The 25461-nt window shown below is 42.1% G+C and carries 26 protein-coding genes and 6 pseudogenes; 14 read left to right on the top strand and 18 right to left on the bottom strand.

Features of this window, described 5'->3' with window-relative positions:
- Positions 1-95: 95 nt before the first annotated feature.
- From AC4CU3_RS12605 to AC4CU3_RS12585, 5 genes are all read right to left on the bottom strand, one after another.
- Complete coding sequence (locus AC4CU3_RS12605; protein ID WP_279043396.1) at positions 96-1052, bottom strand: SNIPE associated domain-containing protein; 957 nt, start codon at positions 1050-1052, stop codon at positions 96-98.
- A 277-nt stretch (positions 1053-1329) separates the two neighbouring features.
- The gene (locus AC4CU3_RS12600; RefSeq protein ID WP_279043398.1) at positions 1330-1995 is read right to left on the bottom strand and encodes a pseudouridine synthase; all 666 of its coding nucleotides are present in this window, start codon (positions 1993-1995) and stop codon (positions 1330-1332) included.
- Between the two features lie 638 nt (positions 1996-2633).
- On the bottom strand, positions 2634-3029 hold the full coding sequence (locus AC4CU3_RS12595; RefSeq protein ID WP_010327416.1) for a VOC family protein: 396 nt from the start codon (positions 3027-3029) through the stop codon (positions 2634-2636).
- 589 nt (positions 3030-3618) lie between these two features.
- Positions 3619-3891, bottom strand: coding sequence for a hypothetical protein (locus tag AC4CU3_RS12590; RefSeq protein ID WP_159153323.1), 273 nt, complete (start codon positions 3889-3891; stop codon positions 3619-3621).
- Between the two features lie 107 nt (positions 3892-3998).
- Complete coding sequence (locus AC4CU3_RS12585) at positions 3999-4655, bottom strand: hypothetical protein (RefSeq protein ID WP_490738262.1); 657 nt, start codon at positions 4653-4655, stop codon at positions 3999-4001.
- Positions 4656-4910: 255 nt separating this feature from the next.
- On the opposite strand from AC4CU3_RS12585, the gene AC4CU3_RS12580 reads away from it, so the two are divergent.
- Positions 4911-5264, top strand: coding sequence for a hypothetical protein (locus AC4CU3_RS12580; protein ID WP_279043402.1), 354 nt, complete (start codon positions 4911-4913; stop codon positions 5262-5264).
- A gap of 81 nt (positions 5265-5345) precedes the next feature.
- Here the strand turns inward: AC4CU3_RS12580 and AC4CU3_RS12575 are convergent, their stop codons facing one another.
- From AC4CU3_RS12575 to AC4CU3_RS12555, 5 genes are all read right to left on the bottom strand, one after another.
- Positions 5346-5552: a hypothetical protein gene (locus AC4CU3_RS12575; protein ID WP_005400272.1), complete on the bottom strand. Its 207-nt coding sequence runs from the start codon at positions 5550-5552 to the stop codon at positions 5346-5348.
- A 231-nt stretch (positions 5553-5783) separates the two neighbouring features.
- Positions 5784-6359 carry a DUF4126 domain-containing protein gene (locus AC4CU3_RS12570; protein ID WP_201952332.1) on the bottom strand — a complete coding sequence of 192 codons (576 nt, stop codon included), beginning with the start codon at positions 6357-6359 and terminating at the stop codon, positions 5784-5786.
- A gap of 118 nt (positions 6360-6477) precedes the next feature.
- On the bottom strand, positions 6478-6621 hold the full coding sequence (locus AC4CU3_RS12565) for a zinc ribbon-containing protein (RefSeq protein WP_004695201.1): 144 nt from the start codon (positions 6619-6621) through the stop codon (positions 6478-6480).
- Positions 6622-6751: 130 nt separating this feature from the next.
- Positions 6752-7171, bottom strand: coding sequence for a type II toxin-antitoxin system tRNA(fMet)-specific endonuclease VapC (vapC, locus tag AC4CU3_RS12560; protein ID WP_201952335.1), 420 nt, complete (start codon positions 7169-7171; stop codon positions 6752-6754).
- A complete protein-coding gene (locus tag AC4CU3_RS12555; RefSeq protein ID WP_201952338.1) occupies positions 7171-7401 on the bottom strand; it encodes an antitoxin in 231 nt (76 codons plus the stop codon). The genes vapC and AC4CU3_RS12555 overlap by 1 nt, the downstream gene beginning before the upstream one ends.
- 280 nt (positions 7402-7681) lie before the next feature.
- Here AC4CU3_RS12555 and AC4CU3_RS12550 point away from each other — a divergent pair, with 280 nt between their 5' ends.
- From AC4CU3_RS12550 to AC4CU3_RS12515, 8 genes and pseudogenes are all read left to right on the top strand, one after another.
- Positions 7682-8005 carry a helix-turn-helix domain-containing protein gene (locus AC4CU3_RS12550; protein WP_490738261.1) on the top strand — a complete coding sequence of 108 codons (324 nt, stop codon included), beginning with the start codon at positions 7682-7684 and terminating at the stop codon, positions 8003-8005.
- A 37-nt stretch (positions 8006-8042) separates the two neighbouring features.
- Positions 8043-8225, top strand: a pseudogene (locus tag AC4CU3_RS12545) (hypothetical protein); the annotation flags it as partial.
- 71 nt (positions 8226-8296) lie between these two features.
- On the top strand, positions 8297-8680 hold the full coding sequence (locus AC4CU3_RS12540) for a transposase (protein WP_058951668.1): 384 nt from the start codon (positions 8297-8299) through the stop codon (positions 8678-8680).
- Positions 8677-9012, top strand: coding sequence for an IS66 family insertion sequence element accessory protein TnpB (gene tnpB / locus AC4CU3_RS12535; RefSeq protein WP_205667427.1), 336 nt, complete (start codon positions 8677-8679; stop codon positions 9010-9012). Before AC4CU3_RS12540 ends, tnpB (AC4CU3_RS12535) begins: the two co-directional genes overlap by 4 nt.
- 74 nt (positions 9013-9086) lie before the next feature.
- Positions 9087-10466, top strand: a pseudogene (gene tnpC / locus AC4CU3_RS12530) (IS66 family transposase); the annotation flags it as partial.
- A 576-nt stretch (positions 10467-11042) separates the two neighbouring features.
- Positions 11043-12704, top strand: a complete 1662-nt coding sequence (ltrA, locus tag AC4CU3_RS12525) for a group II intron reverse transcriptase/maturase (RefSeq protein WP_005167203.1) — start codon at positions 11043-11045, stop codon at positions 12702-12704.
- Between the two features lie 104 nt (positions 12705-12808).
- Positions 12809-13036 (top strand): annotated as a pseudogene (locus AC4CU3_RS12520) (transposase domain-containing protein); the annotation flags it as partial.
- A 9-nt stretch (positions 13037-13045) separates the two neighbouring features.
- Entirely contained in the window at positions 13046-13300 is a 255-nt protein-coding gene (locus AC4CU3_RS12515) for a transposase family protein (RefSeq protein ID WP_490738260.1), read from the top strand.
- Between the two features lie 12 nt (positions 13301-13312).
- On the opposite strand, the gene AC4CU3_RS12510 is transcribed toward AC4CU3_RS12515, so the two are convergent.
- Entirely contained in the window at positions 13313-13672 is a 360-nt protein-coding gene (locus AC4CU3_RS12510; protein ID WP_490738259.1) for a PIN-like domain-containing protein, read from the bottom strand.
- A gap of 78 nt (positions 13673-13750) precedes the next feature.
- Positions 13751-16357, bottom strand: a complete 2607-nt coding sequence (gene acnD / locus AC4CU3_RS12505; RefSeq protein WP_201952348.1) for a Fe/S-dependent 2-methylisocitrate dehydratase AcnD — start codon at positions 16355-16357, stop codon at positions 13751-13753.
- Between the two features lie 261 nt (positions 16358-16618).
- Between acnD and ygfZ the strand changes: the two genes are divergently transcribed.
- Complete coding sequence (ygfZ, locus tag AC4CU3_RS12500) at positions 16619-17341, top strand: CAF17-like 4Fe-4S cluster assembly/insertion protein YgfZ (RefSeq protein ID WP_279045340.1); 723 nt, start codon at positions 16619-16621, stop codon at positions 17339-17341.
- Between the two features lie 73 nt (positions 17342-17414).
- Here ygfZ and AC4CU3_RS12495 read toward each other — a convergent pair.
- From AC4CU3_RS12495 to AC4CU3_RS12480, 4 genes and pseudogenes are all read right to left on the bottom strand, one after another.
- Positions 17415-17657 (bottom strand): annotated as a pseudogene (locus AC4CU3_RS12495) (glucose/sorbosone dehydrogenase); the annotation flags it as partial.
- Between the two features lie 17 nt (positions 17658-17674).
- Positions 17675-18765 (bottom strand): IS4-like element ISAba33 family transposase gene (locus AC4CU3_RS12490; protein ID WP_155115347.1). Its coding sequence is split into 2 segments (ribosomal slippage): positions 17675-18225 and positions 18225-18765, totalling 1092 coding nucleotides; the frame shifts between segments, so codons are not numbered across the junction.
- Between the two features lie 66 nt (positions 18766-18831).
- Positions 18832-19794: pseudogene (locus AC4CU3_RS12485) on the bottom strand (PQQ-dependent sugar dehydrogenase); the annotation flags it as partial.
- A gap of 341 nt (positions 19795-20135) precedes the next feature.
- The gene (locus AC4CU3_RS12480; protein ID WP_490738258.1) at positions 20136-20381 is read right to left on the bottom strand and encodes a hypothetical protein; all 246 of its coding nucleotides are present in this window, start codon (positions 20379-20381) and stop codon (positions 20136-20138) included.
- 293 nt (positions 20382-20674) lie between these two features.
- Between AC4CU3_RS12480 and AC4CU3_RS12475 the strand changes: the two genes are divergently transcribed.
- Positions 20675-21484, top strand: coding sequence for a tetratricopeptide repeat protein (locus AC4CU3_RS12475; protein ID WP_279045346.1), 810 nt, complete (start codon positions 20675-20677; stop codon positions 21482-21484).
- Between the two features lie 42 nt (positions 21485-21526).
- On the opposite strand, the gene AC4CU3_RS12470 is transcribed toward AC4CU3_RS12475, so the two are convergent.
- Together AC4CU3_RS12470 and AC4CU3_RS12465 are read right to left on the bottom strand one after the other, a co-directional pair.
- Positions 21527-22450 (bottom strand): AEC family transporter, encoded by a 924-nt coding sequence (locus AC4CU3_RS12470; protein WP_279045347.1) that lies wholly within the window; start codon positions 22448-22450, stop codon positions 21527-21529.
- Between the two features lie 109 nt (positions 22451-22559).
- A pseudogene (locus AC4CU3_RS12465) lies at positions 22560-22943 on the bottom strand (oxidoreductase); the annotation flags it as partial.
- Positions 22944-23035: 92 nt separating this feature from the next.
- Here AC4CU3_RS12465 and tnpA point away from each other — a divergent pair.
- From tnpA to tnpC (AC4CU3_RS12450), 3 genes are all read left to right on the top strand, one after another.
- Positions 23036-23419 (top strand): IS66-like element accessory protein TnpA, encoded by a 384-nt coding sequence (gene tnpA, locus AC4CU3_RS12460; protein ID WP_004684363.1) that lies wholly within the window; start codon positions 23036-23038, stop codon positions 23417-23419.
- Entirely contained in the window at positions 23416-23751 is a 336-nt protein-coding gene (gene tnpB, locus AC4CU3_RS12455; RefSeq protein ID WP_004642106.1) for an IS66 family insertion sequence element accessory protein TnpB, read from the top strand. The genes tnpA and tnpB (AC4CU3_RS12455) overlap by 4 nt, the downstream gene beginning before the upstream one ends.
- Positions 23752-23825: 74 nt before the next feature.
- Complete coding sequence (tnpC, locus tag AC4CU3_RS12450; RefSeq protein WP_004684361.1) at positions 23826-25430, top strand: IS66 family transposase; 1605 nt, start codon at positions 23826-23828, stop codon at positions 25428-25430.
- Positions 25431-25461: the final 31 nt, after the last annotated feature.

Raw genomic sequence — 25461 nt, 5'->3', positions numbered from 1 at the left:
TGACTTCAACATAGCATATTTTGCTCATTTTTATAGCAGTTACATCTGATTTTTCGAAGGTTGTTTGGACTTTATTTCACGCAGACTTTGCCACGTTATTGTAAAACCCGATGTTCAACTAAAATGTCCCCTTGAAACTGTAAATCACTGCTTTTTAGGCTTTCTAGTATGGCCGCAAATTTTAGTTCTTTTAAACGCAAAGCCAGATAACTCTCTTGTATCCGAGTATGACCGAAAGCCACACCATAGTGATTGATCAGGGTAAAGTCATCCTGCAAAGCTTGAATCAAAAGACCAAGATTATCTTTGCTCACACGTTGTAAATATAAGTCTGCTTTCGTATTAAATAACTGTGAAACCAACACCATCATCGATAATCGCCGATTCTCATCCATAAAGGCGCAGGTCACAACGTCGTTTTGCTCAACCGCACGAATCACCTGTTGCCGAACTTTCAGTAGATGACAGGCCGCATCTGTTTTCCCATAGCCTTCGATGAGTTCATCTAATAACTGCTCCGAAGGCAGTTGATAACTCTGGCTGTAGGTTTCAATCTTATGATGTAAGGCCTTTGATATTTCAGCCAGATGTTGTCGTTCTTCAGCCATGTGAAAAAAAGCACCCAGTTTTTCTCTGGCCCGCAGCATGCTCATTTCTTTGGCTTTACGCTCATATTCCGTTAAGAAGTGATGTACTTTTTCGATGCGCTGCCGACATTGTTTGAGCATTTGTTCAGCATCAAATTTAACCATTTCAGCAAACAATTCAACTTGGTTGTGCCGTTCAATAACATAGTGTTCGACATCAATAATTTCTTGGTAAGGACTCAAAGTTTCGTTACGTTGTCTGAGTGTTCCAAGCTCAATTCTTAAACTGGTCAGCCGATGTTGTAATTCACTTTGCTGCTGTTCATAAACTTCTAAACTGTTTCGACTACGCTCTAAATTGATTTCTAAGGATTCAATCTTCTTTTTTTGGGCAAGGCTGTGTATTTTTTGCCAACATATAACCGCACACAGCAGGACAAAAATGACAGCAAATACATAAAGCATGGCCTATCTCCTTACGGGAAAGTCATTTTTCTTTTAAAGACTCCGCTGCAAGAACACATCAAATTCGAACAGTAAGCCTTGAAACAGACAAACCTATTTTCATTCAATTTCAATCAATCGTGATCATGGCCCAAAAGCCAAACTCAAATGTTAATTTCAACAAAGATAAGCACACTGGATAAAAGGATACTTACACAACTTACGCTAACGGTTTTTTAAACGACCTGATATCCCAAATTTTAAGTATTTCTCAAAATATAGTTAAAGTGTGACACAGTTAAAATGGCACTCGTCCATGAATCGCAACCGCTTTTCCACTTAAAGGCTGCTGAAAGGCGAGAAAACTGGCATGTAAAGCCATACGTTTTAATGGACTCCGTGTCGGCTCAGGGTGATACAACTTATCCCCTGTAATTGGATGCCCAATATATTGCATATGCACACGGAGCTGATGTGAACGCCCCGTAATCGGGGTCAGTAAAACTCGCGTAATATCGGTCTCAGTATCATAGCTAAGAGCTTGATAAAGCGTTTTTGCAGGCTTACCCAGTTCAAAGTGCACAATCTGCCGTGGTCGATTTTCCCAGTCAGTAATCAGTGGCACTTCAACACAGCCTTCGGCATCCAACTGGCCTTGAACTAAAGCAATATAGTGTTTATCCACCGTGCGGGCTTGAAACATTTTGCTGACGGCGACTTCGGCATCGCGGTGCTTGGCAAACATTAAAATTCCCGAGGTCGCCATATCTAAACGATGGGTAATTTTGGCATGTGGATACTGAGCTAAAACCCGTAAATAGGCACTGTCTTGGTGTTCTGGTAAACGTCCCGGCACAGACAACAAGCCCGCAGGCTTTTCAATCACCACCAAATCATCGTCTTCATAAACGATCACCAAGTCTTCTTGGGGTGGTGAATATATAAAGTTGTCATTTAGAGCCATAGGAATAACAGCATACAAAAGCGAGCGCGAAAAATAGCAAGCTGTGTTTCTGCTGTCAATCATTCACCAAATATCGAAAACAGCTTAATCCTAGGCGCCCATCACCCTATATAAAGCCAGCTTTTTAGCAGCGCTGATTCGATTGAAAGCTTAAAATAAAATGATGTAAGTGAAACTACAACAGCAGGATTTTTCGGTTTTCGCGGGAAATATTAAAATTTATTTTTTTTGATTTATATTTTATTCGAGTTCAAATTTTTTAGGGTGTCTGGGAAAACATGTTGTTTACTTCAACTATCATAACTTTGTAAGTGATGATCTTATAGCCTATAAACTTTTGATTTATAGCGTCCTAAGCCGAATCAAGACCTTTTGGGTAAGTACTACTCACGCGTTTTGCGCCACTGGTAGCATGCTACTCTTTTCGATCCCGTCACACCCTTGAGATATAATTTAACAATCCAAGGGCGGGATTGTTTCCCGAAGATAAAGTCTTTTTGGCTATTTTTGGAAAAAAATCTTGGCTTTCAGGTTATCTAAAAAATATTTTCCCAAATGCAGCGTATTTATGATTTTTTTCTCACATAAAAGCGCTTTTCTCAGGATTTTATTTCTTTATTGCATCACAGATGAGAAATTCAACTTCCTGCGCAGACCTGCATCAGCTGAATGAGATTCCCGCATGTATCATCAAAGACTGCAACTTTAACTTTTCCTGCCCGCATCGGTTCACTGGTAAAGCGTACCCCTAAGTTTTTGAGTCGCTCATATTCCGCATCGAGATCATCTACTTGAAAAGAAGTATAGGGAATTAGATCTGCTTTAATTGCGGCCTTAAACGGCTGTGCCGCAGGATGTGCATCAGGCTCCAGTAGCAGTTCAACACCCTCTGGACTTTCGGGTGAAACCAAGGTCAGCCAACGATAATCACCCACAGGAACATCATGTTTGACTTTAAAACCGAGTTTTTCTGTATAAAACTGACAGGCTTTTTCTTGGCTATCGACCATGATACTGGTGACATATATTTTCATTGTTGTTCCATATTTTTATCAGACTTTTAATGGTTATAGCAGAACTCAAAGCGTTCCAATGTTATCAAATCGCAATTTTTTTAAAGCCGTGTTCGCAAACCAAAGCGCCAATTTGTTTTGGCACAGTTAGAGCAAATATTTGGATAAATTTGGGGCAATATAGAAGTTTCGAAGTGGAAGAAAATATTTAAATGGACGTGTCTTTTATCGTGTTGTTTTTATCATGTAGTTTTTAGGGATCAGGAGATAACTTCAACGATTAAAACTGGGTAAGTTCTAAACTTTTGCCTATAAATGGATAATCTATAGCGTCCTAAGCCGAATCGAGACCTTGTGGGTAAGTACGACGCTGATCTGATAGATAACGAGTCGCAAACTACTCTTTTCGATTCCTGTGCCCTTAAACGCTATATTAAGCAAATTGGTACGGGATGAATTTCCTAAGATCGGCTAATTTCAAGCGATGATGAAAAATATTTCCATAAATAAAATTAGATTTGATAAAAACATTCATAATGACACTTGAATCATCTATTTCATCGCATAAAAATGAACTTCTATCATTTTTTACACCATCATTTCAGAACGTTTAAGTCCCCATATAACCTTGCAACCACGTTGCAATAAACCACCATAAACTGATCGCGGACATACCACAGAGTAAATTGGCAAGCACCTTTTGCATATTGCTGAGCTGAGACAGATAGATTTTTCGGTTAATCACATACGCAACCACAGCTAAGGCTCCACCGATTGCACCACCAATCATCACTAAAAACAAAGGCCAGCCTGCCATCAAATGAGCAGCTGTACTCAGCTTAGGTTTCTCTTCAACACTCAAAGCCAGTTCTTTACTTTCCATCGCTTTCCCCTATACATGATCAAGCAGTCATGTGACTGATGCCCTAGACTCACGTCACTCATAAAAGTACATTTTTGAAATATAAGTTAGCAAAAACTAAGCCAACACTATTCAAGACTCAGATCATCGATGTCCTGAATTTTGCTCAAATACATCGGAGCAACACTCACTTTGCTCCATATTTCTTTAAATTTAGGGTCGCTATCCGAGTCTTTGTTGAGATTTTCTCTGACTAGCTTCTTAGTGGTGAGAAAATTGACACTGGTTTCACTGTTCACATAAGGGCCAAAATTATCGGAGCTGTCATAGCCAATCAGACGCATATCACGTCCTTCTAAACGGAACTGATAGGCCCAATATCCATAACGACCATGTGCATAATGTAGTTTTAACAGGCCTTTTTCGATAGAGGGCACCAACTCAGGCGCAAAGTACACACCGCCATCTTCATTTTCTGAAGAAAACAGTGACAGGTTCTGAACGACTTTTTGGTAGCGCCCTTTTGTATTCAACAGCACAATCACACCACGGCGGTTGCGATCTAGTTTTCCGCGGTATTCATCGGTGACCCACTGTTTCGGATCTGTACCTTTGACGATTAAAACCACATCTTTCAAGCCATCTTTGTTTAAGTCCCCTTGCACGACCTCAAATACCGTATATTTTGCGGGAAGGTAAGCTTTGTACTGGCTGGTGGCTTTTTGTCGCTGAACGTCCTCTGCGCTTAAGTTCTCAGCATATATATTGGCGGATATACCCAACATTGCAGCGAACATTAGAGAAGTTTGAATGAACTGATTTTTCATAGTTTTGTTAATTTTTTTAAATAAAGTAGGGAAAAGAGCGCGCTAATGAATGCTTCATTTTTGGCATCTGTGCTACAGATTAGCATTTATCAGAAGCCTATTTGTAGAATGCTCTAGAATTAAAACAGATGACCGTATCAGTGTCATATTTTGATTGCTGCCGTTGAAAACTTTCGGCTAAAGTGAAGAAAGACCATTCAAATACGCATCATCATGAAAACCAAAACTACCCTATTGATGCTGTGTCTTGCACTTTCCCTCAGTGCATGCAAAGTGTTAAAAACACATATCGTTAAAGTCACCAGCTCAACTGAAGCACAGCCACATGAAGTGTTGTTAAAAACCACCAAAGGCTATGTGTACTTATCGACACAGAACATGACGGATAAACAGAAGCACATCCTAAAAAATCTGCGTCCCTTTCAGTGCTTAGAAATTAAAACACCTGAACAGTTTGCTATGCAAAACCGAGTAGTGCGATTTTCTGACTTTAAAATTCGCTCACTACTCGAAGCTGACCGAGAGTGTCGAAAAATTAAGGTCACGACCCGAGTTGAAATTCATTAATGTTGTAATGCTTAAAAAATAGAACCTCCATATCCAACAATGAAAAGCTCAGCATAATTCGCAGAGCTTTTTTGCTTTTGGCTATTTGAAACAACACTTGTCACAACCTTCGACTTTTTCTCTGGGCCAGTTCATTCTTGCCCGTTTATAAGCCAGCTCATAATTGGCAAAATAACCAATCAAAATTTGATCCTCCGAGCTGGGTAAATCTGTACAGCCTAAGGATGCATTATGAATATGATGGATGCCTTTTTCACTAGGCTGTTCATTTACAATAAATTTTATCATTTACAGTTCCCCGAATAATTTTTATAAAGTTCAACTACAAACAAACCCATACAAAAAGTATGTATTTATAAAATTAAACGGATTCCGTATAAAAATCAATCATTATTTTAAAAGTGAAACTGACCTCTAAGTCATATCAACCTAAAAGAATTGATGTCCACATAAGCGAAAAATTAGCCACTCTATCTTTAAATTTAGAGGCCCAGCAACACCATAAGAAAACGACTGAAACTATAAAGGTGTGCTGATACTTTCTTGTTTTTTGCGTTTAAACCAACGCACGGCCCAGATCGCCAAAATAATGCCCACAATCACCACCAAGACTGGAACCAGTAGTGAAAGCACGGACAATAAAACGGCACCCACCCACTCCACTGTAGACACCAGTGGGTTGGTGACCCCGCCTGTCGTCGCGGTTGACACCCCTCGAACGGCAACGGTACTCATTTGCACGGCGCCTGCTGTACCGCCACCGACAATGATTGCGGCAGCCCAACTGGCAAACTGCGACATTTCTCCGCTACTGACCGCCATAGTGGTGAGGGTGCCTGCGACCATTGCGGCTGGCGTTGCAATGGTGTCTAAAGCGTTGTCGACCCATGGTATGTAATAGGCTGCGATTTCACAGACAGTTGCAATCGCTAAGGCGATACATACCGATGGCATACTTAACCATTCAAAACCTTGCATGGGTTCGAACCATCCCATAATAGATGCAAGGCTCATGACCAAGAGTGGGACAAAGACACGAAAGCCACAGGCAGCACTTAAGCCAATGCCGATACAAAGTCCTAATATGGTTTCCATGTACTTTTCCTATATCGCCTAAGTCGGGATGTTTTTATCTTTTTTATAACTTAGCAAAAAGCCCTATCGGGTGATAGGGCTTTTCTTTTAAACAGTGGGTAACTGTTAAATCTTTGGCTTAGGCATTCTTATTGTTAAATTGATTGCCTTGGCATTTGGTACACGGGGGTAAACGATCTGTACCAATTTCTAAGTAGACGCGGTGTCCGCATTGAACACAAAAATAGAAGCCTGTTCCAGGTTTTTCGCCAGCAGTAACCATTTTTGTTCTCCATATGTTTAGAAAATGGTCTTACTAGTATATGCATTTTATGATGAATGTCTATTGATCATTTCGACAAATGATGATGGCATTTGGGCAAGAAATAATTTCCATAGAAAATCTAAACGTCTTACAAGATGTTAGACACCCAATTTTCGATCTGCAATCCATCGACACGCAAAAATTCTTTTTCATTATTGGTCACCATCACCCAATTATTCGCACGTGCATGCGCGGCAAGCCACAAATCATTCGCACCAATAATTTGTCCCTTGGATGAAAGATCGTGACGTATTTGTGCATAGTGGTCAGCGACATATTCATCTAACTCAACCACTTGAATCATTGAGGTTAATTCATCTATCACTTTGAGGGCTTTTTCTTTTTGCTGACTTTTCTCTGCACCAAAACGCAACTCCCCCAAAGTAATGACTGAAATTAAAATATTTCGATGTGGGAGATGTTTTTCAAAATGCTGACGGACAATTTCAGGTTGATGTTTGATGATGTAGATACAAATATTCGTATCCAATAAATATTGTGTCTGCATTAGAACTCTTCTCGTTCCTGTGGTGGTTCATCCACTCTTTCTTCTGCATAAAAGTCATTCGGCATTTGCGCTAATACTTTAAATAACCGATCTACGGTAACTGGTTTTTCACGCAGAATCACTTCATCGCCACGACGGAAAATTTCGACTTCTGTACCTTCAAAGCGAAATTCTTTGGGTAAGCGAACAGCTTGACTTCGACCACTCATAAAAACTTTTGCGGTAGTCATGAAGCGACTCCATCAGTTTTGGTATATACCTTATGATAGGTATTTGTTGGGTGTTTTTCAACCTATTTAACCAAACTCAAAAGCTCCATCAACGGATAGAGCTTTTTATAATAGACTTCCGTCATAAATCAAAAAATGTACAATTTGTTTGATCTTAAATTAATCAGTAAAATTATTTAATTCAATGGATAATCCTTGGATGAAATTCAAAGATATTCAAAAATTATCAGACGTTAATTTTCGTAGGCTTACCGGTGTTAGTTGGGCTACATTTAACCTCATGTTGGCCGAGCTAAATAAGCATTTACCTGGTCATATTGGTAAAGGACGACCGCATAAATTACCGTTGGAAGATCGTTTGCTCTTATGTATAGAATATTGGAGAGAATATCGAACATTTTTCCATCTTGGTATGAGTTACGGTGTATCTGAAACGAGTGCAATTCGTATCACACGTGTTATTGAAGATACCTTAATCCGTTCTGGAAAATTTAACTTGCCAAAACAACTTCCTAATCGAGATGAAGTGGATTGGGAAGTTGTTCTGATTGATGCAACTGAAATATTAGTTCAACGTCCAAAAAAAACAGAAGAAATGGTATAGCGGTAAAAAAAAGCGACATACCTTTAAATTTCAGCTATCTATGCACTATACAACAGGTGAAATACTGAGTGTATGTGGAAGTCATGGAAGCATGCATGATTTTAAAATATTTAAAAAAAGCATGAGGAAATTAAAATTTAAGCCCTTTTTTATCGTTGATAAGGGGTATTTAGGGATAAAGAAATTGGGTTTTGGATGCCTCATGGTAAGCGTCCGCTGAACACATCTTATGAATTCGTCCTATAAGCCTTAATTTAGTCCTCACTTAAAAACAAGTGGGAACTTAAATTTATGACTACAAATAATCAGACATCCATCGCATCTCTTACGATAATACGAAGAACATATAGTGCTGAATTTAAACAGCAGATCGTTCAGGCGTGTAAAGCATCGGAGGTTTCAATTGCTTCGGTCGCTTTGCAACATGGATTGAATACAAATCTTGTATCCAAATGGATTCGCTTAATTGATGCTAAGCCAGGGAATGATCGCTCACCCCTACCGAATAAACCTGCATTTATTGCCTTATCTTGCTCCGCACCATTAGATCCTATTTCTACTGGCATGTTAACGGTTCAAATTACTTTACCCCACTCAAAAGCAGAAATTGGCTTGAAATGGCAAGTATCAGAAATATCTGCTTTAGCAGAATTACTCAAGGCACTTACAACATGATCCGTATCGATGAAATCTGGTTGTCTACTCAGCCCATGGACATGCGTGCAGGTATGGATACGGCCATGGCTCAGGTGGTGAGAGCCTTTGGCTACATTAAACCGCATTGTGCTTACCTGTTCTGTAATAAACGTGGCCATCGCATGAAAGTGCTGGTACATGATGGACTGGGGATCTGGCTGTGTTCTCGGCGGTTGGAACAGGGCAAATTTCACTGGGCTAAAGTTCATCAGGGTGAAACCCTGGCACTCAGTCCAGAACAGTTACAGGCACTGATCCAGGGTTTGCCTTGGCAGCGCATTGGACGACAGCAATTGGTCACAATGCTCTAAACTAGCTTGGTCCATTCTGCTATTCTCCAAACGTTCTATTTCATTCTTCTCATGACCTCAGGCATACTGCGGTCATGAATACACTGCCTGATTTAAGCCAACTGACCCATGAACAACTGCTGGAATTTACTAGACAGTTGGCAATGCAACATCAGTCTCTGGCACAATCAAATCAAGAATTAGAAAAATCAAACCAGCAATTGGATGCCAAAGTTCAACATCTTTCCATTCTCACGCAAAAATACGAGCATGAGCTCGCACTATTTAAACAGCACAAATTTGGCAGTAAAAACGAACATCTCACCGCAAAACAAATCCATCTGTGGGATGAAGCGGTCGAAGAAGATATTGCCGCTGTTGATCTGGAACTGGAACGGCTGAATGCAGATAAAACTGATGCAGCGACACACAAAGCCACAGTCAACAAACCTAAACGTCGACTGCTGCCCGATCATCTACACACCATCCGTATCGAGCATGAACCAACATCAACCCAATGTGCTTGTGGCTGCACCTTGCGTCGTATCGGCGAAGATATCAGTGAAAAACTACATTTCAGACCGGCACAGTTCTATAAGGAACAGCATGTGCGTGGCAAATGGGTCTGTGATCAGTGTGACACCCTGACTCAGCAAGCGATGCCCGCCTATGTGATTGATAAAGGTATTGCCAGTCCTGAACTGCTTAGCCATGTGTTGGTCTCGAAATACGCAGATCATTTACCGCTGTACCGTCAACGTCTGATCTATCAGCGGGCGGGAATCGAGCTTTCTAGATCAACTTTATCTGACTGGATAGGTCGCTGCGGTGTAGAACTGGAACCTCTGGCCAATGCTTTAAAAGAGGTGGTGCTGCAACAGCGGGTGATCCATGCTGATGAAACGCCGGTCACCATCATGCGGATGAGTGATGATGAGAAAAAACCGAAGAAAGGTTATGTCTGGGCCTATGCAACAACCCAATATAATCCAATTCAAGCCGTGATTTATGACTTTCAGGATAGTCGTTCAGGCCAGCATGCTGAAGCGTTCCTGAAAGACTGGCAGGGCCATCTGGTCTGTGATGATTACAGTGGTTATAAAGCACGCTTTAAATCAGGCCAAGTCATTGAGGTGGGCTGCATGGCGCATGCTCGTCGTAAATTCCATGAACTGCATGTGACCAAGAAAAGTCAGGTCGCTGAACAGGCCTTAGTGCTGATTCAGAAACTGTATGCCATAGAAGCAGAACTCAGGAGAAAGACCGATGGTACAGCAGAACAGCGCCGCGAATACCGACAACAGCATAGTCAACCGGTGATGCAACAACTGTATGAATGGCTCAACCAGCATCAACTGACGGTGCCATCGAGTTCTCCAACCGCCAAGGCCATCAATTACACTCTGAAGCGTTGGCCAGCTTTAAGCCGCTATCTGGATGATGGCAATCTACCGATTTGCAATAATTGGGTGGAAGTGCGACACGAAGTCGCTTAATGAAGTTGTTCCCCCCTGCGGGAACCACCCGTGTCACCGGGTGAATCTAGAAGGCTGAATAAAGAGCGCCTTCGACAATGTAACGAGGCACCGCAAGGTGCGGGGTATCAATCGTGAGAGGCGTACCCTTCTGGCAGCCATAGCCGGACAAGGGCTAGATAATCGGTATGGTGAACACATGTGAATCTGCGTAACGATCGTTAAGTTGAACGAGCGGAAATGGCTGATACGCTCGAACCAAAACGGTAATGGAGGTGGGAATTGCGTCTTTCGACTACGCATTCGTGACCCATACGCCTCCCGGTCGATAGCAGGCACCTAAGCCGATGTACTTCAGTAAGCGGAACGTGGAAATCCCGTATTACTCCCATTGGGAAAGCAGTTTGCAAAAACTGCCCATGGTGATGCGGGCGAAGGAACGAGGAAAAAGCGAATGCCAGTCTGTAATGGGTTGGATAGAGGTTGAAACATTACCCCACGCGAAAGCGGGCTGACGTCCTTATGGTCTCTCATCACAAGAGAGTGTGTAGAACCCTTTTAATGGAGGGAGAGCAAATGAATGCAGCAGTATCAGCGTGTGCACCTTCCAGCACATCGTGGGACAGCATCGATTGGATTGCTGTACAGCGTCATGTCAGAGGGCTGCAAGCGCGTATTGTGAAGGCGGTACAAGACGGCAGGCATAACAAGGCGAAAGCTTTGCAATGGCTGCTGACTCACTCGTTTAGTGGCAAAGCATTGGCCGTCAAACGAGTGTCTGAAAACAAAGGCAAAAACACGGCTGGGGTCGACAAGGTGACTTGGAATACACCCAAGGCCAAGACCGGTGCGATGATGTCGTTGAAGAGGCGAGGTTACACGCCCCTTCCGCTTCGGAGAGTCCTTATTCCGAAGAAAAATGGCAAGATGAGACCTCTCGGGATACCCACGATGAAATGCCGGGCCATGCAGGCGCTCCATCTGCTGGCTTTGGAACCCATCGCGGAGACCATCGCTGATCGGAACTCTTATGGGTTCAGACCGCAACGCTCAACCGCGGATGCTGCAGCACAGTGCTTTGGTGTGCTGTCAAGAAAAGTAAGTGCGGAGTGGGTGCTAGAGGGTGACATTCAAGGCTGTTTCGACAATATCAGCCATGACTGGATGATCGCCAACCTCCCAATGGACAAGGTGATTCTACGGAAATGGCTCAAAGCCGGTTACGTCTACCAAAGCAAGCTGTTTCCCAGTCTTTCCGGAACACCGCAAGGAGGTATTATCTCCCCGGTGCTGGCCAACATGACCTTGGACGGACTGGAAACGATGCTGGCGAAGAGGTTCTCTAACGCCAAATGGACAGGCAAAAAGCTGCAACTGGTACGGTATGCGGATGATTTCATCATCACGGGGTATTCTAAAGAGTGGCTCGAAAATGAAGTTCGTCCTGCCGTGGTTGAATTTCTGGCGCAGCGCGGTCTCGTGCTCTCTCAGGAAAAGACCAAAATCACGCACATAGGGAACGGGTTCGATTTTCTTGGCTGGAACGTACGTAAGTACAACGGCAAGCTACTGATCAAGCCGTCAAAGGCAAACATCAGCGCTCATCTTGACAAGCTGCGAGCATTAATCAATGCAAACAAAGCGACACGACAGGCCACTTTGATCGGTTTGCTCAACCCGATTCTAAGGGGTTGGGCCAACTATCATAGTCATGTCGTTGCCAAGAAGGTTTTCAACCAGGTAGACAACGCAGTGTGGGAAATGCTCTGGCGATGGGCTGTACGTCGCCACCCTCGCAAGACACTCCGATGGGTCAAAGATCGGTATTTCAAAGTACAAGGAGCGCGTCGATGGGTGTTCTCATGTGATGAACAGTCCGCCGATGGTCGGAAGCGACAATACACATTAGTGTCTGCCTCGGACACGCCAATTGTGCGACATATCAAGATCAAGGCTGCTGCTAACCCTCATGACCCCGCATGGGATGAGTACTTCGAATCCCGATGGGGTAAAAGAATGCTGGTCTCCGCAAAGGGGCGAGCCAAGCTGTATCGGGTGTGGCTAAAACAAGGTGGTCGCTGCTGCGCCTGTCTTAAACCAGTCACCAAAGATACACCATGGCACAGCCGTCATATTGTGAAGCTAAGTCATGGTGGAACGGATGCAGTTGCTAATCTTGAGATTTACCATCTGTATTGTCCGAGGAGTGTTCAGTTTGCCAATGTCAACGATGTATAACCGGGTGCCGAATGGCGCCTTAGCAGAGGCTTGAGCCGTGTGCTGGGAAACTCGCATGCACGGTTCTTAGGGGGTTGGACGTAGGTAACTGCGTCTGACTACCCGACAACCAGGTGCGGCCTTGGGCGTTGGGACGTAAGAACTGGTTATTTGCAGGTTCGCTGCGTAGTGGTCAGCGAGCGGCAAACATCATGACTTTAATCCAGTCAGCAAAGCTGAATGGGCTGGATCCGTATGCCTATTTAAGTGATGTGCTGAAAAGATTGCCGACCCATAAAGTGACCCAAATAGAAGAATTGCTACCACACCGCTGGAAATCCAACTCAAATTAAAAAATAGACATGGGGTTCAGCGGACGCTTACGCCTCATGCCATCTAAAGCAAAGAAAACTGAAAAACTAGATTCTGAATTAAAAAAGTTAAATAGAGAGATTGGTCGTAGACGAATTCAAGTAGAGCATGTATTTGGAAGGATGAAATGTTTTAAGATTTTATCTTGTGTATATAGAAATCGTCGTAAACGATTAAACCTGCGGTTTAATTTACTTGCTGGCATATACAATTTAGATTGGGTGAAATATAAACAATTAAATTGATTGAAAAATGATTTATGAAGGAAGTCTAATATTTATTTGTGAATGTCTTTTTTTCAATTTTAGCTTTTCAAACTCTACATTTAGAGCTTTTTCAGTACCTTCTAAAGCTTTTTTTGTTTTTGCAAATAATTCTTTTTGTTCAGAAATTACTATTAGTCTATTTCTCTGAAACTCTAAAGCTACATGATAAGGAATCCAAATCCTATCCGAGATTATCCCTAAAACCTTTAAAAACTCATCCCTAGTATCTTCTTGATATCTATATAAATTTAACAGTGTATTAGTATCAAAAACAAATAATGCATTTTCCCAAATATCTTTATATTCTTCTTGAGTATAAAAGTAGTTGTATTGTTTAAACATATTTTTCATATAGTGAGTATCAAAATAAAACCCCACATAAATGTAGGGTCTTTTTACAATAATATCAATTACTTTTAGCTGTAAATATTACGCTACATTCCCTTCCAAAAAATCCTGTGCAAAGCGTTGCAATACACCACCCGCTTCATATACAGACACTTCTTCTTCAGTATCTAGGCGACAGGTTACAGGCACTTCAACGATTTCACTCTTACCATCTTCCGTCGCACGTTCAATCACTAAAGTTAACGTCGAACGCGGTGCGATATTACCAATCACGCTATAAAGTTCAGTACCATCCAAACCTAAAGTTTTACGGTCAACACCCGCTTTAAACTCAAGCGGTAACACGCCCATACCCACTAAGTTAGTACGGTGAATACGCTCAAAACCTTCCGCCACAATCGCTTCAACACCAGCAAGGCGTACACCTTTTGCAGCCCAGTCTCGGCTAGAACCTTGACCATAGTCCTTACCTGCAATAATGATCAACGGTTGCTTACGATTCATATAGGTTTCAATCGCTTCCCACATACGCATTACTTCGCCTTCAGGCTCAACACGTGCTTTCGAACCTTGCTTGATCGTACCGTCCGCACGAACCACCATTTCATTAAACAGTTTCGGGTTAGCAAAGGTTGCACGTTGTGCAGTCAAGTGGTCACCACGGTGCGTTGCATAGGAGTTAAAGTCTTCCTCAGGTACACCCATTTTATGTAGGTATTCGCCTGCTGCCGAATCCATCATGATTGCATTCGATGGTGACAAATGATCCGTAGTGATGTTATCAGGCAAGATGGCAAGCGGACGCATATTTGCCAGTGTACGTGGCGCAGCCAAAGCCCCTTCCCAATACGGCGGACGGCGAATATAAGTACTTTGTGGACGCCAGTCATATAGCGGACTTGCTGCTTTTTCAGTAACCCCCAAGTCAAACATTGGAATATACACTTTACGGAACTGTTCAGGTTTCACCGCTTCTTTGACCAAAGCATCAATTTCTTCATCTGATGGCCAGATGTCTTTCAAGTAAATTGGATTACCCTCTTTATCATGACCCAAAGCATCTTTTTCGATGTCAAAACGGATCGTTCCTGCAATCGCATACGCTACAACGAGCGGAGGTGATGCCAAGAATGCTTGTTTTGCATAAGGATGGATACGACCATCGAAGTTACGGTTACCCGAAAGTACCGCAGTTGCATACAAGTCACGGTCAATAATTTCTTGTTGTAGTTTAGGGTCTAAAGCACCAGACATCCCGTTACAGGTGGTACATGCATAGGCCACAATACCAAAACCGAGTTTTTCTAAGTCATCCAATACGCCTGCTTCTTCAAGATATAAAGCAGCAGCTTTGGAACCCGGTGCAAAAGATGATTTCACCCAAGGTTTACGGGTTAAGCCCAATTCATTGGCTTTACGTGCCAATAAACCTGCGGCAACGGTATTACGTGGGTTTGATGTATTGGTACACGACGTAATTGCGGCAATAATCACAGCACCATCAGGCATTAAACCATCGGTACGGTTTTCAACCACACCTGCTATGCCTTTTTCTTTTAAATCAGCCGTAGAAACACGAGCATGTGGGTTTGATGGGCCTGCAATATTACGTGTTACCGTTGAAAGATCGAAACGCAGTACACGTGGATATTCCGCTTGTTTCATATCCGATGCCCAAAGACCAATTTCTTTGGCATAGTTTTCAACGAGTGCAACTTGCTCAGCTTCACGACCTGTCAGGGTTAAATAATCAATGGTGTTTTGGTCGATATAGAACATTGCCGCAGTTGCGCCATATTCAGGTGTCATATTGGAAATCGTGGCACGATCACCCACTGACATGCTGTCCGCACCTTCACCAAAGAACTCAAGGTACGCACCGACTACACGTTCTTTACGTAAGAATTCAGTCAATGCTAAAACGATATCGGTTGCTGTGATCCCCGCTTGACGTTGTCCAACAAACTCAACCCCGATAATGTCTGGAAGACGCATCCAAGATGCACGACCGAGCATCACATTTTCAGCTTCTAAACCACCGACACCAATCGAAATCACACCAAGCGCATCGGTATGTGGTGTGTGTGAGTCTGTACCGACACACGTATCTGGGAATGCCACGCCTTCACGACTTTGCACCACAGGAGACATTTTCTCCAAGTTGATTTGGTGCATGATGCCATTCCCCGCAGGAATCACGTCGACATTTTCAAAAGCGGTCTTGGTCCATTCGATGAAGTGGAAACGGTCTTCGTTACGGCGGTCTTCAATGGCACGGTTTTTCTCAAATGCATCTGGATCAAAACCACCGAATTCCACAGCAAGAGAGTGATCGACAATCAACTGAGTCGGCACAACAGGATTCACTTTCGATGGGTCACCACCTTGGTCTGCAATGGCATCACGTAAACCTGCAAGGTCAACCAATGCCGTTTGTCCAAGAATGTCATGGCAAACGACACGTGCAGGATACCAAGGGAAATCGTGATCTTGTTTTGAGAAAATCAGTTCTTTTAGTGACTGCTCCAAAATGGCAGGATCACAACGACGCACTAACTGTTCAGCCAATACTTTTGAGGTGTATGGAAGTTTTGCATAAGCGCCTGGCTGAATCTGTTCAACGGCTTCTCGCACATCAAAGTATTCTAGCTGGGTGCCTTGCAGTGGTTTGCGGTGATTATTGTTCATAGCGTTCCTGCCTTTGGTGTTTCATTTTTCTTCACTGTCTTTACTAGACAATTCATCTTTGTCTGCTAGGCATACTACACTGTCGAAAACCCATTTCCCAAATCGTTTATATTTCATAAACTTAGGTATAAAAACAGGGGTTTTTGAAATATTTAGTTACATTAACTTTTAAATATTTACTCTAAATATGATTTTTTCTGAAAAATAGCGGAAAATAGCCCTAATTCTTTAGTATTAGATTTTAAGGTAGGCGAGCAATTCATGAGCGATCTAGCTTTCTCCTCTTTCACTTTAATTGGTGTAGATGCACTCAAATTTTTACAAGGTCAAGTGACGGTCAACGTTGAAGCTTTGGCTGAAAATACAACGCAATACACCGCCATTTGTGACTTGAAAGGTCGTATCCACTTTGGTTTGTGGCTGACAAAACGTAATCCAGAGCACTTTGAGATTGTCACCACTCAAGACCAGTCGGAAGAGTTTGCCAAGCACATTAAAAAGTTTGGTGCTTTCTCTAAAATGAAACTTGAACCTGTGGGTTCAGTTTTTCCAACATTCACGCAAGACCGTACCACTTTCTCTGCTGAGCCTACCGATATTGCAGCATGGCAAGTGCAAGCCATTACTCATGGTGAAGCGTTTATCGACCAAGCGATTGAGCATGTGTTTCAACCTCAAGAGCTACGTTTACACCAACGTGAAGGCGTGCACTATGACAAAGGATGTTACTTGGGCCAGGAAGTAATTGCGCGTTTATGGTTTAAAGCCAAACCAAAAGCGTGGTTGCATTTAATTCAGGGTACAGGCAGTGCGCCTGCGCAAGCTGAACAGTTGAACAAAGGTATTCAAGTGGTGAATAGTGCTGCGATTGATAGCGGTTATGTCGCGTTAGTGGTGGCACGTCCTGAGTCGTTGAGCGAGCTGGATGTGACGGTTTTAGACTTACCAGAACGCTTAAATGGTGATGTGGCACGACCTGCTTAAGTCTTTAAATTTTATATTATTATGATAAATTAGCCTCTAAAACTTATTCTTGGTTTTAGGGGCTTTTTTTAACTTAGAGCGATGAGGGCTCTTTCTTCCTCACATAATAAACCACACCGCCCTTATCATCTGAAAAATAAAATGAATTTGCATCTATACGGTAAATATCCGCAGGTCGACCATATACATTTTTACCCACTAAAAAACCATCCATAAAGGTTTCAAGTTTTTTCCCTTTACGCATAATCACAATTTTATAACCATGACCAATCGTGGCATCCGTAGAACCATGTAAAGCCACTAAAAAAGAATTTTCTCTGTACACGACAAATTTCATAGGACCCTTGTCCTATCAGGCTTTTTCTTTCTTAAAATTGCTAGCACTTTCTTAAATTCTTCTTTTTTTCCAAAACCAATCAAACGTAGAATAGCCATTTGAACATAGTCCAAACCGTAGCGAAATAAACTTACTGAAAGTCGTCCATGCTTCTTTATTTTTATCGCTTTTTTCCGATCATGTTGCCATTCACCTGTTAAATAGCACCAACAGAAACCCATAGCTAGCACTGCTATCAATTTCTTGACTCGTCTAGGGTCTGTTAAACGAGTATTTTCAAGATTGAATCCACGTCCTTTGAGACAACTAAATAACGTTTCGATTTCCCAGCGTAATGCATAATCACGAATAGCAGAAGCATTAAACATAGGAGAAACAACAAGTAAAAGTTCTCCATCTTCTAATCGTAGCGCACTAATATACAGTTTCACTCGACCAACCCAAATACGTCGTTTACGACATTCAGTTTGACCAACTTGAAGATGACGAAATAAATCACTAATTTTATGATTCTTGGCTAAGTGATTGGTCACAATAAAGTTTTTTTAACACGTATACAGAAGTTAATGTCATTTTCAATTAACCATGTAAACCATTTCTCACCGATAAATTCTCTGTCTGCAAACACATTCACAATACGATCTTTACCAAAAATGGAGATAAAGCGTTGAATCAAAGCAATACGCTCTTTTGTATCTGAATTTCCACGTTTATTGAGCAATGTCCAAACAATAGGTATCGCTATTCCACGATAGACGATGGCTAACATCAAGATATTGATATCTCGTTTTCCCCATTTCCAATTAGTTCTATCCAAAGTTAATTGGACTTTATCAAATGAAAATATATTGAAAATTAACTGAGAAATTTGACGATAATCGAAATACTGACCTGCAAAGAAGCGTTGTATACGTCGATAAAATGATTGTGGTAAGCACTTGATGGGTAAGGCTTTAGATGCAGAAGAAAGATTACATGTCTGTTTTACAATTAATGCAAGCATAATCAGTGTAAAACATTTTGCATGTGACTTGTTCCACTTTAGATATTTGTTTAAGATGAGATATAACTCATTGAAATGTGTCATCATATTCGTCTTCAGAAAACAAGTATTATGCCATTATTTCAATGAGTTATCTTTTTTTGTCGTGTACAAAGAAGAATTTTTAATGGTGTCATCCGTATTTGGATGATCAAAATAGTCAAAGCCAAGTGCAGACGAATGCGATGGGAAATAGGCATAAGGAGGCGGTACATTTTTACATCCTGCTGGACGTTTAAATTTTGGGTCTGCAAAAATTTTACCATTCGACGAATAGCAAGATGGCCAACCATAATCTGCATCACGTTTGAGTGCATAAAAAGTTTCATCAGGTTTATGTTTACCCAAATGATCCGCACCTTGATTGGTGGCAAATAAGAATTTACCCACCCATTTCAAACCGACAGCATTGCGTAAGCCTGTGGCATAAATCTTTTGTTCCGAACCATCGGGATTCATTTCTAAAACTGTCGCTCGAACTTTTTCTTTTTCAACGCAAGCATTACAACTTGAGCCGACTGAAACATAAATTTTCCCGTTTCCACCCACGGCAATGGTTCGTGTTAGATGCCAGCCACCATATTTATAACTTAAACCATAATCAGGAAAAGTCGCTAAAACTTCAGCTTTGGCCGTGGGTTTAATTTCGCCTTGGGTAAATTTCCGTCGGGTGAGCTGATGCGTTTCAGCTAAATATAACCAATCTTGCCCTGAAGAATCGGTATAAAATTGGACTGAATTTGGATTTTTCAAACCTGTCATATAAGGAATTATTTTACCGAATTTCCCAGTTTCAGCATTCCATTCATCCAAAATATAAACGATGCCTTTATTATTATCGGTCAAATCGTGCATATCTGTGACAAACATTCTACCGTCAGGTGCTTTGCTAAAAAAACGAACACGTTTTAAACCCTCAGCCGCAGGAATGATGTCGTAATTTGCTGGCAGATTGAGAGAAAAACGCTTCCCATTTTTCAAGTTGATTTGATGAGGAACAAGATTTGGTTGCCCAGCTAAAACTGCCATTGAACTAATTAAGCATATGAATAAGATTGAGAATATTTTTATCATTTTAGATACGTCTCGATTCATCTTATGAAAAGTAACCTTCTTTTTTATATGATATAACTTGAATGATGAGTACATAGTCAAACACTTTTGCTAGAAAAGCGTATAGGCTCTTCAAATACAAATATTATTTTATATTATCTTTTAGCCTGACCACTGCAAGCGTCTTTACAGTGGGTAAAGACATTCACGCTCGTTCTTCGGGTATAAACAGGACATAAAAAAATTGTTGCTTTAGAACTCTATAGCAACCATCAGTCCTTGGATAAAAGGCTCACCCAAGGACTTAAACCCTTTTTAGAGCCTTATTTAATAGTTCACTCATCTTCAATGAATATTAAACATCAAAAATCATGAAACAGCTTATTCATGTCTTTGCAGAGATAGTCTTTAAATGAAAAGTCTCGTGCATGTTTAGCATCAAATTTTGCGGTCACACCGTCTTTTTCAAAGATATATACACGGTCATCTTTGCTCACTAAAAACTCACCACCCAATTTCATCAATAAGGCATCAATTTTTTCACTATCTGGAATCGACTCATCGGCCAAAACTTTTAAATAATTTCGCTTAATTGACTTAATAAACATGCTGAACTCACTACTCATTTTCAGCGCTATTTAAACAGAATCCAAGCCAGAATCCTAATAAATCCCAAAGCTCATCCGCTACAAATACCAATAACACGTTTCAGACTTTTCCACTGCATAGCACGCGGGTTGTATTGGAAAAAGATATACCGATCAACACAATCAACGAAAATTTGTAAGACCAAGACACAATTCAGATATTTACATTCACACAATTCAACTTATGATGTGAAATGACTCAAAACAAATACACACATAGATGGACTTATGTGTAAGAAAAAGGTTTATAAAACATGAAGAAACTCGTACTTGCAAGCTTAATTGCACTCTCTAGCCAGCTTGCACTTGCAGCCTCCACTCAAGATACCATTAACCCCGAATTTGCCAAGATTGAGGAAATGGTTAAAGCCAACAATATGGCGGGGGCATATCAGGCTTTAGAAAAACTGGCAAAGTCTGGCAACCCACAAGCCATGTATAACTTGGCTTATTTGACTCAGACTGGCCAAGGCACAGCGAAGAATGAGAAGAAAGCCATTCAGCTCTATCAAGATGCTGCAAACAAAGGCTACCCTGTTGCGCATTATGTGCTTGCGAAAAACTATGTCACTGGTACTTTAGGCTTGCCTCAAGACATTAACAAAGCCAAACAACACTTTGAAGCCGCATCTAAACTAGGCTTTGATGATGCAACCGTTGAATATGCCGTGCTGTTATTTTCTGAAAATAAACCAGAGTCTGAAAAGTTAGCCCTTAAGAAACTTGAGCCTTTGGTGAAAAAAGGCAACTATCAAGCCATTCATGCACAAGCCCTGTACGACATCAGCACAGGCTTTAAAAACAAACAAGAAGCACCCATTCAAAAAGGTCTCAACAGCATTCAAGACTTAGCCAAAAAAGGTTACATTCCTGCCCTGATGGCCGTAGGCAATATGTTTGCCAATGGCAATATCATTCCGCAGAACTTGCCTGAAGCGAAGAAAATTTTCACCGCTTTAGCTAAAGAAAATGTACCGCAAGCCAAAGAATCTTTGGCGATGGTTGATAAAATGATTGCCGATCAAGCCAAAGCCCCTGCTGCAACAGCTGCGGTCAAAAAATAAATCTCTTCTTCAAAAAAATACTCTCAATTGAGAGTATTTTTTTCACCACCAAAGACCAATCAAGACACTAACCACCACAAAACTCAATAGCGTACTGATCATCAATGGAGTTAGTGCTTTTTCATTCAAGCCATACACTTGCCCAAAAATTCCAAATAGAGAGGGCATCGGTAAAGCTGCAATCAAGGTCCCTGCATAAATCATCTTTTGGTCTAACTCAGTCAAATAAGTCAGGCCTAAATAGACCAAGATGGGCATACAAATATTTTTAGACCCCACCAGATAAATGGTTTGTAAGTTAAACGATTGAATGGTTAGCCCCACCATGCCCCCACCAATAATAAAGAGCGCTAGAGGTGCAGCAGTCTGACCTAGCATCGCAAATACTTGGTCGATTAAATGTGGAATTTGAAGTTCGAAAATCGCACAACTCATACCAATCATCACCGACAAAAACAGTGGATTTTTAAGTAAAGTGAGAAATGTGGTTTTTAAAATGGAGGCTAAATTGGCTTGTCTTTGTCGCCCTATTTCCGCCAGAGTGAGCATCAGCGGCACAAGAAATACACTTTCAATGATCACCACCAATGAAATATAAATCATCGCTTCACTTCCCATCAGCAGCGTCAAAATTGCTGCTCCCAATAACCCCGTATTGGACATGGATGCACCCAGTGAAAAGACTGCAGCATGGGTAAAGTGATTATTAAACAGCTTTTGACCTAAAATAAAAGCCGTAATAAATAAGCCAAAGGTCACAGCTGCATAAACATAAAAATATGACGGATACCAAATTTCATGCAAATCTTTTGAAGCTAAGGCGTGCAACAATAAAGCAGGTAACGCAATTTTGATGACAAAAGCACTGATTGCAGTCATTTGCTCTTTAGCGAGCAACTGGATTTTGACAGAAGCAAAACCGAGGAAGAGCAGGAAAAATACTGGAAAAATTACCGAAAAAATCATTCAAGTTGTTCCTTTTCCAGATGATGTAAGTAAAGACCTATCCTAGGATACACCTTTACTCAGTTGAAATATTTTATAAGACCAATGGCGAAGCAAAACACTTATGAGATTAGAACGCAGAAAACAAATCTTTGATCCCATGTGGCTGACACCGTAAATACTGCGGTGCGATAGAGACTTTCCCACCCAGTTCTGCAGCGGCATGCCACGGCCATCGTGGGTCATACAACATGGCACGCGCCAGACCAATTGCATCTGCTTCTTGCGCTTCTAAAATATGTTCAGCCTGCTTAGCTTCTGTAATCAAGCCCACCGCAATGACTGGAATTTTCACCGCTTGTTTCACTGCATGGGCAAAAGGCACTTGATACTTGGGCTTAATCTGAATGTCTTGTTCCACATGCAAGCCACCACTTGAAACATGAATATAAGCCGCACCGAGTTGCTCTAACGCTTTCGATAACCCAACCGTTGAATCAATATCCCAACTTTCTGTTGCGTAAGCGTCCGCTGAACACACCTTATGAATTCGTCCTATAAGCCTTAATTTAGTCCTGACTTAAAAACAAGTGGGAACTTAAATTTATGACTACAAATAACCAGACATCCATCGCATCTCTTACGATAAAACGAAGAACATATAGTGCTGAATTTAAACAGCAGATCGTTCAGGCGTGTAAAGCATCGGAGGTTTCAATTGCTTCGGTCGCTTTGCAACATGGATTGAATACAAATCTTGTATCCAAATGGATTCGCTTAATTGATGCTAAGCCAGGGAATGATCGCTCACTACTACCGAATAAACCTGCATTTATTACCTTATCTTGCTCCGCACCATTAGATCCTATCCCTACTGGCATGTTAACGGTTCAAATTACTTTACCCCACTCAAAAGCAGAAATTGGCTTGAAATGGCAAGTATCAGAAATATCTGCTTTAGCAGAATTACTCAAGGCACTTACAACATGATCCGTATCGATGAAATCTGGTTGTCTACTCAGCCCATGGACATGCGTGCAGGTATGGATACGGCCATGGCTCAGGTGGTGAGAGCCTTTGGCTACATCAAACCGCATTGTGCTTACCTGTTCTGTAATAAACGTGGCCATCGCATGAAAGTGCTGGTACATGATGGACTGGGCATCTGGCTGTGTGCCCGGCGGTTGGAACAGGGAAAATTTCACTGGGCTAAAGTTCACCAGGGTGAAAGCGTAGCCCTCAGCCCAGAACAGTTACAGGCACTGATCCAGGGTTTGCCTTGGCAGCGCATTGGACGACAGCAAGTGGTCACAATGCTCTAAACTAGCTTGGTCCATTCTGCTATTCTCCAAACGTTCTATTTCATTCTTCTCATGACCTCAGGCATACTGCGGTCATGAATACACTGCCTGATTTAAGCCAACTGACCCATGAACAACTGCTGGAATTTACCCGGCAGTTGGCAATGCAGCATCAGTCTTTGGCACAATCAAATCAAGAATTAGAAAAATCAAACCAGCAATTGGATGCCAAAGTTCAACATCTTTCCATTCTCACGCAAAAATACGAGCATGAGCTCGCACTATTTAAACAGCACAAATTTGGCAGTAAAAACGAACATCTCACCGCAAAACAAATCCATCTGTGGGATGAAGCGGTCGAAGAAGATATTGCCGCTGTTGATCTGGAACTGGAACGGCTGAATGCAGATAAAACTGATGCAGCGACACACAAAGCCACAGTCAACAAACCTAAACGTCGACTGCTGCCCGATCATCTACACACCATCCGTATCGAGCATGAACCAACATCAACCCAATGTGCTTGTGGCTGCACCTTGCGTCGTATCGGCGAAGATATCAGTGAAAAACTACATTTCAGACCGGCACAGTTCTATAAGGAACAGCATGTGCGTGGCAAATGGGTCTGTGATCAGTGTGACACCCTGACTCAGCAAGCGATGCCTGCCTATGTGATTGATAAAGGCATTGCTTCACCTGAACTGCTCAGCCATGTGCTGGTATCGAAGTATGCCGATCATTTACCGCTGTACCGTCAACGTCTGATCTATCAGCGGGCGGGAATCGAGCTTTCTAGATCAACGTTATCTGACTGGATAGGTCGCTGCGGTGTGGAACTGGAACCTCTGGCCAATGCCTTAAAACAGGTGGTGCTGCAACAGCGGGTGATCCATGCCGATGAAACGCCGGTCACCATCATGCGGATGGGTGATGATGAGAAAAAACCGAAGAAAGGTTATGTCTGGGCCTATGCCACTACACAGTACAATCCAGTTCAAGCGGTGATCTATGACTTTCAGGATAGCCGTTCAGGTCAGCATGCAGAAGAGTTCCTGAATGGCTGGCAGGGCCATCTGGTCTGTGATGATTACAGTGGTTATAAAGCACGCTTTAAATCAGGCGATGTCATAGAGGTGGGCTGCATGGCGCATGCACGTCGTAAATTCCATGAGCTACATGTGACCGGGAAAAGTCAGATCGCTGAACAGGCATTACTGATGATTCAGAAACTGTATGCGATAGAAGCAGAACTCAGGAAAAAGACCGATGGTACAGCAGAACACCGCCGCGAATACCGACAACAGCACAGCCAACCGGTGATGCAACAACTGTGTGAATGGCTCAACCAACATTATCTGACGGTGCCATCGAGTTCTCCCACCGCCAAGGCCATCAATTACAGTCTGAAGCGTTGGCCAGCCTTAAGCCGCTATCTGGATGATGGCAATCTACCCATTGACAATAACTGGGCAGAGAACTCAATGCGTCCCTGGGCATTGGGCCGTAAGAACTGGTTGTTTGCAGGTTCGCTGCGCAGTGGACAGCGAGCGGCAAATATCATGACTTTAATCCAGTCAGCAAAGCTGAATGGGTTGGATCCGTATGCCTATCTCAGTGATGTGCTGAAAAGGCTGCCGACGCATAAAGCGACCCAAATAGAAGAATTACTACCACATCGCTGGAAATCCAACTCAAATTAAAAAATAGGCATGGGGTTCAGCGGACGCTTAC

The organism is Acinetobacter sp. 802_lipA, assembly GCF_058242885.1.
The sequence above is the reverse complement of the archived record's forward strand: the minus strand, read 5'-3'. Positions and strand labels throughout refer to the sequence as shown.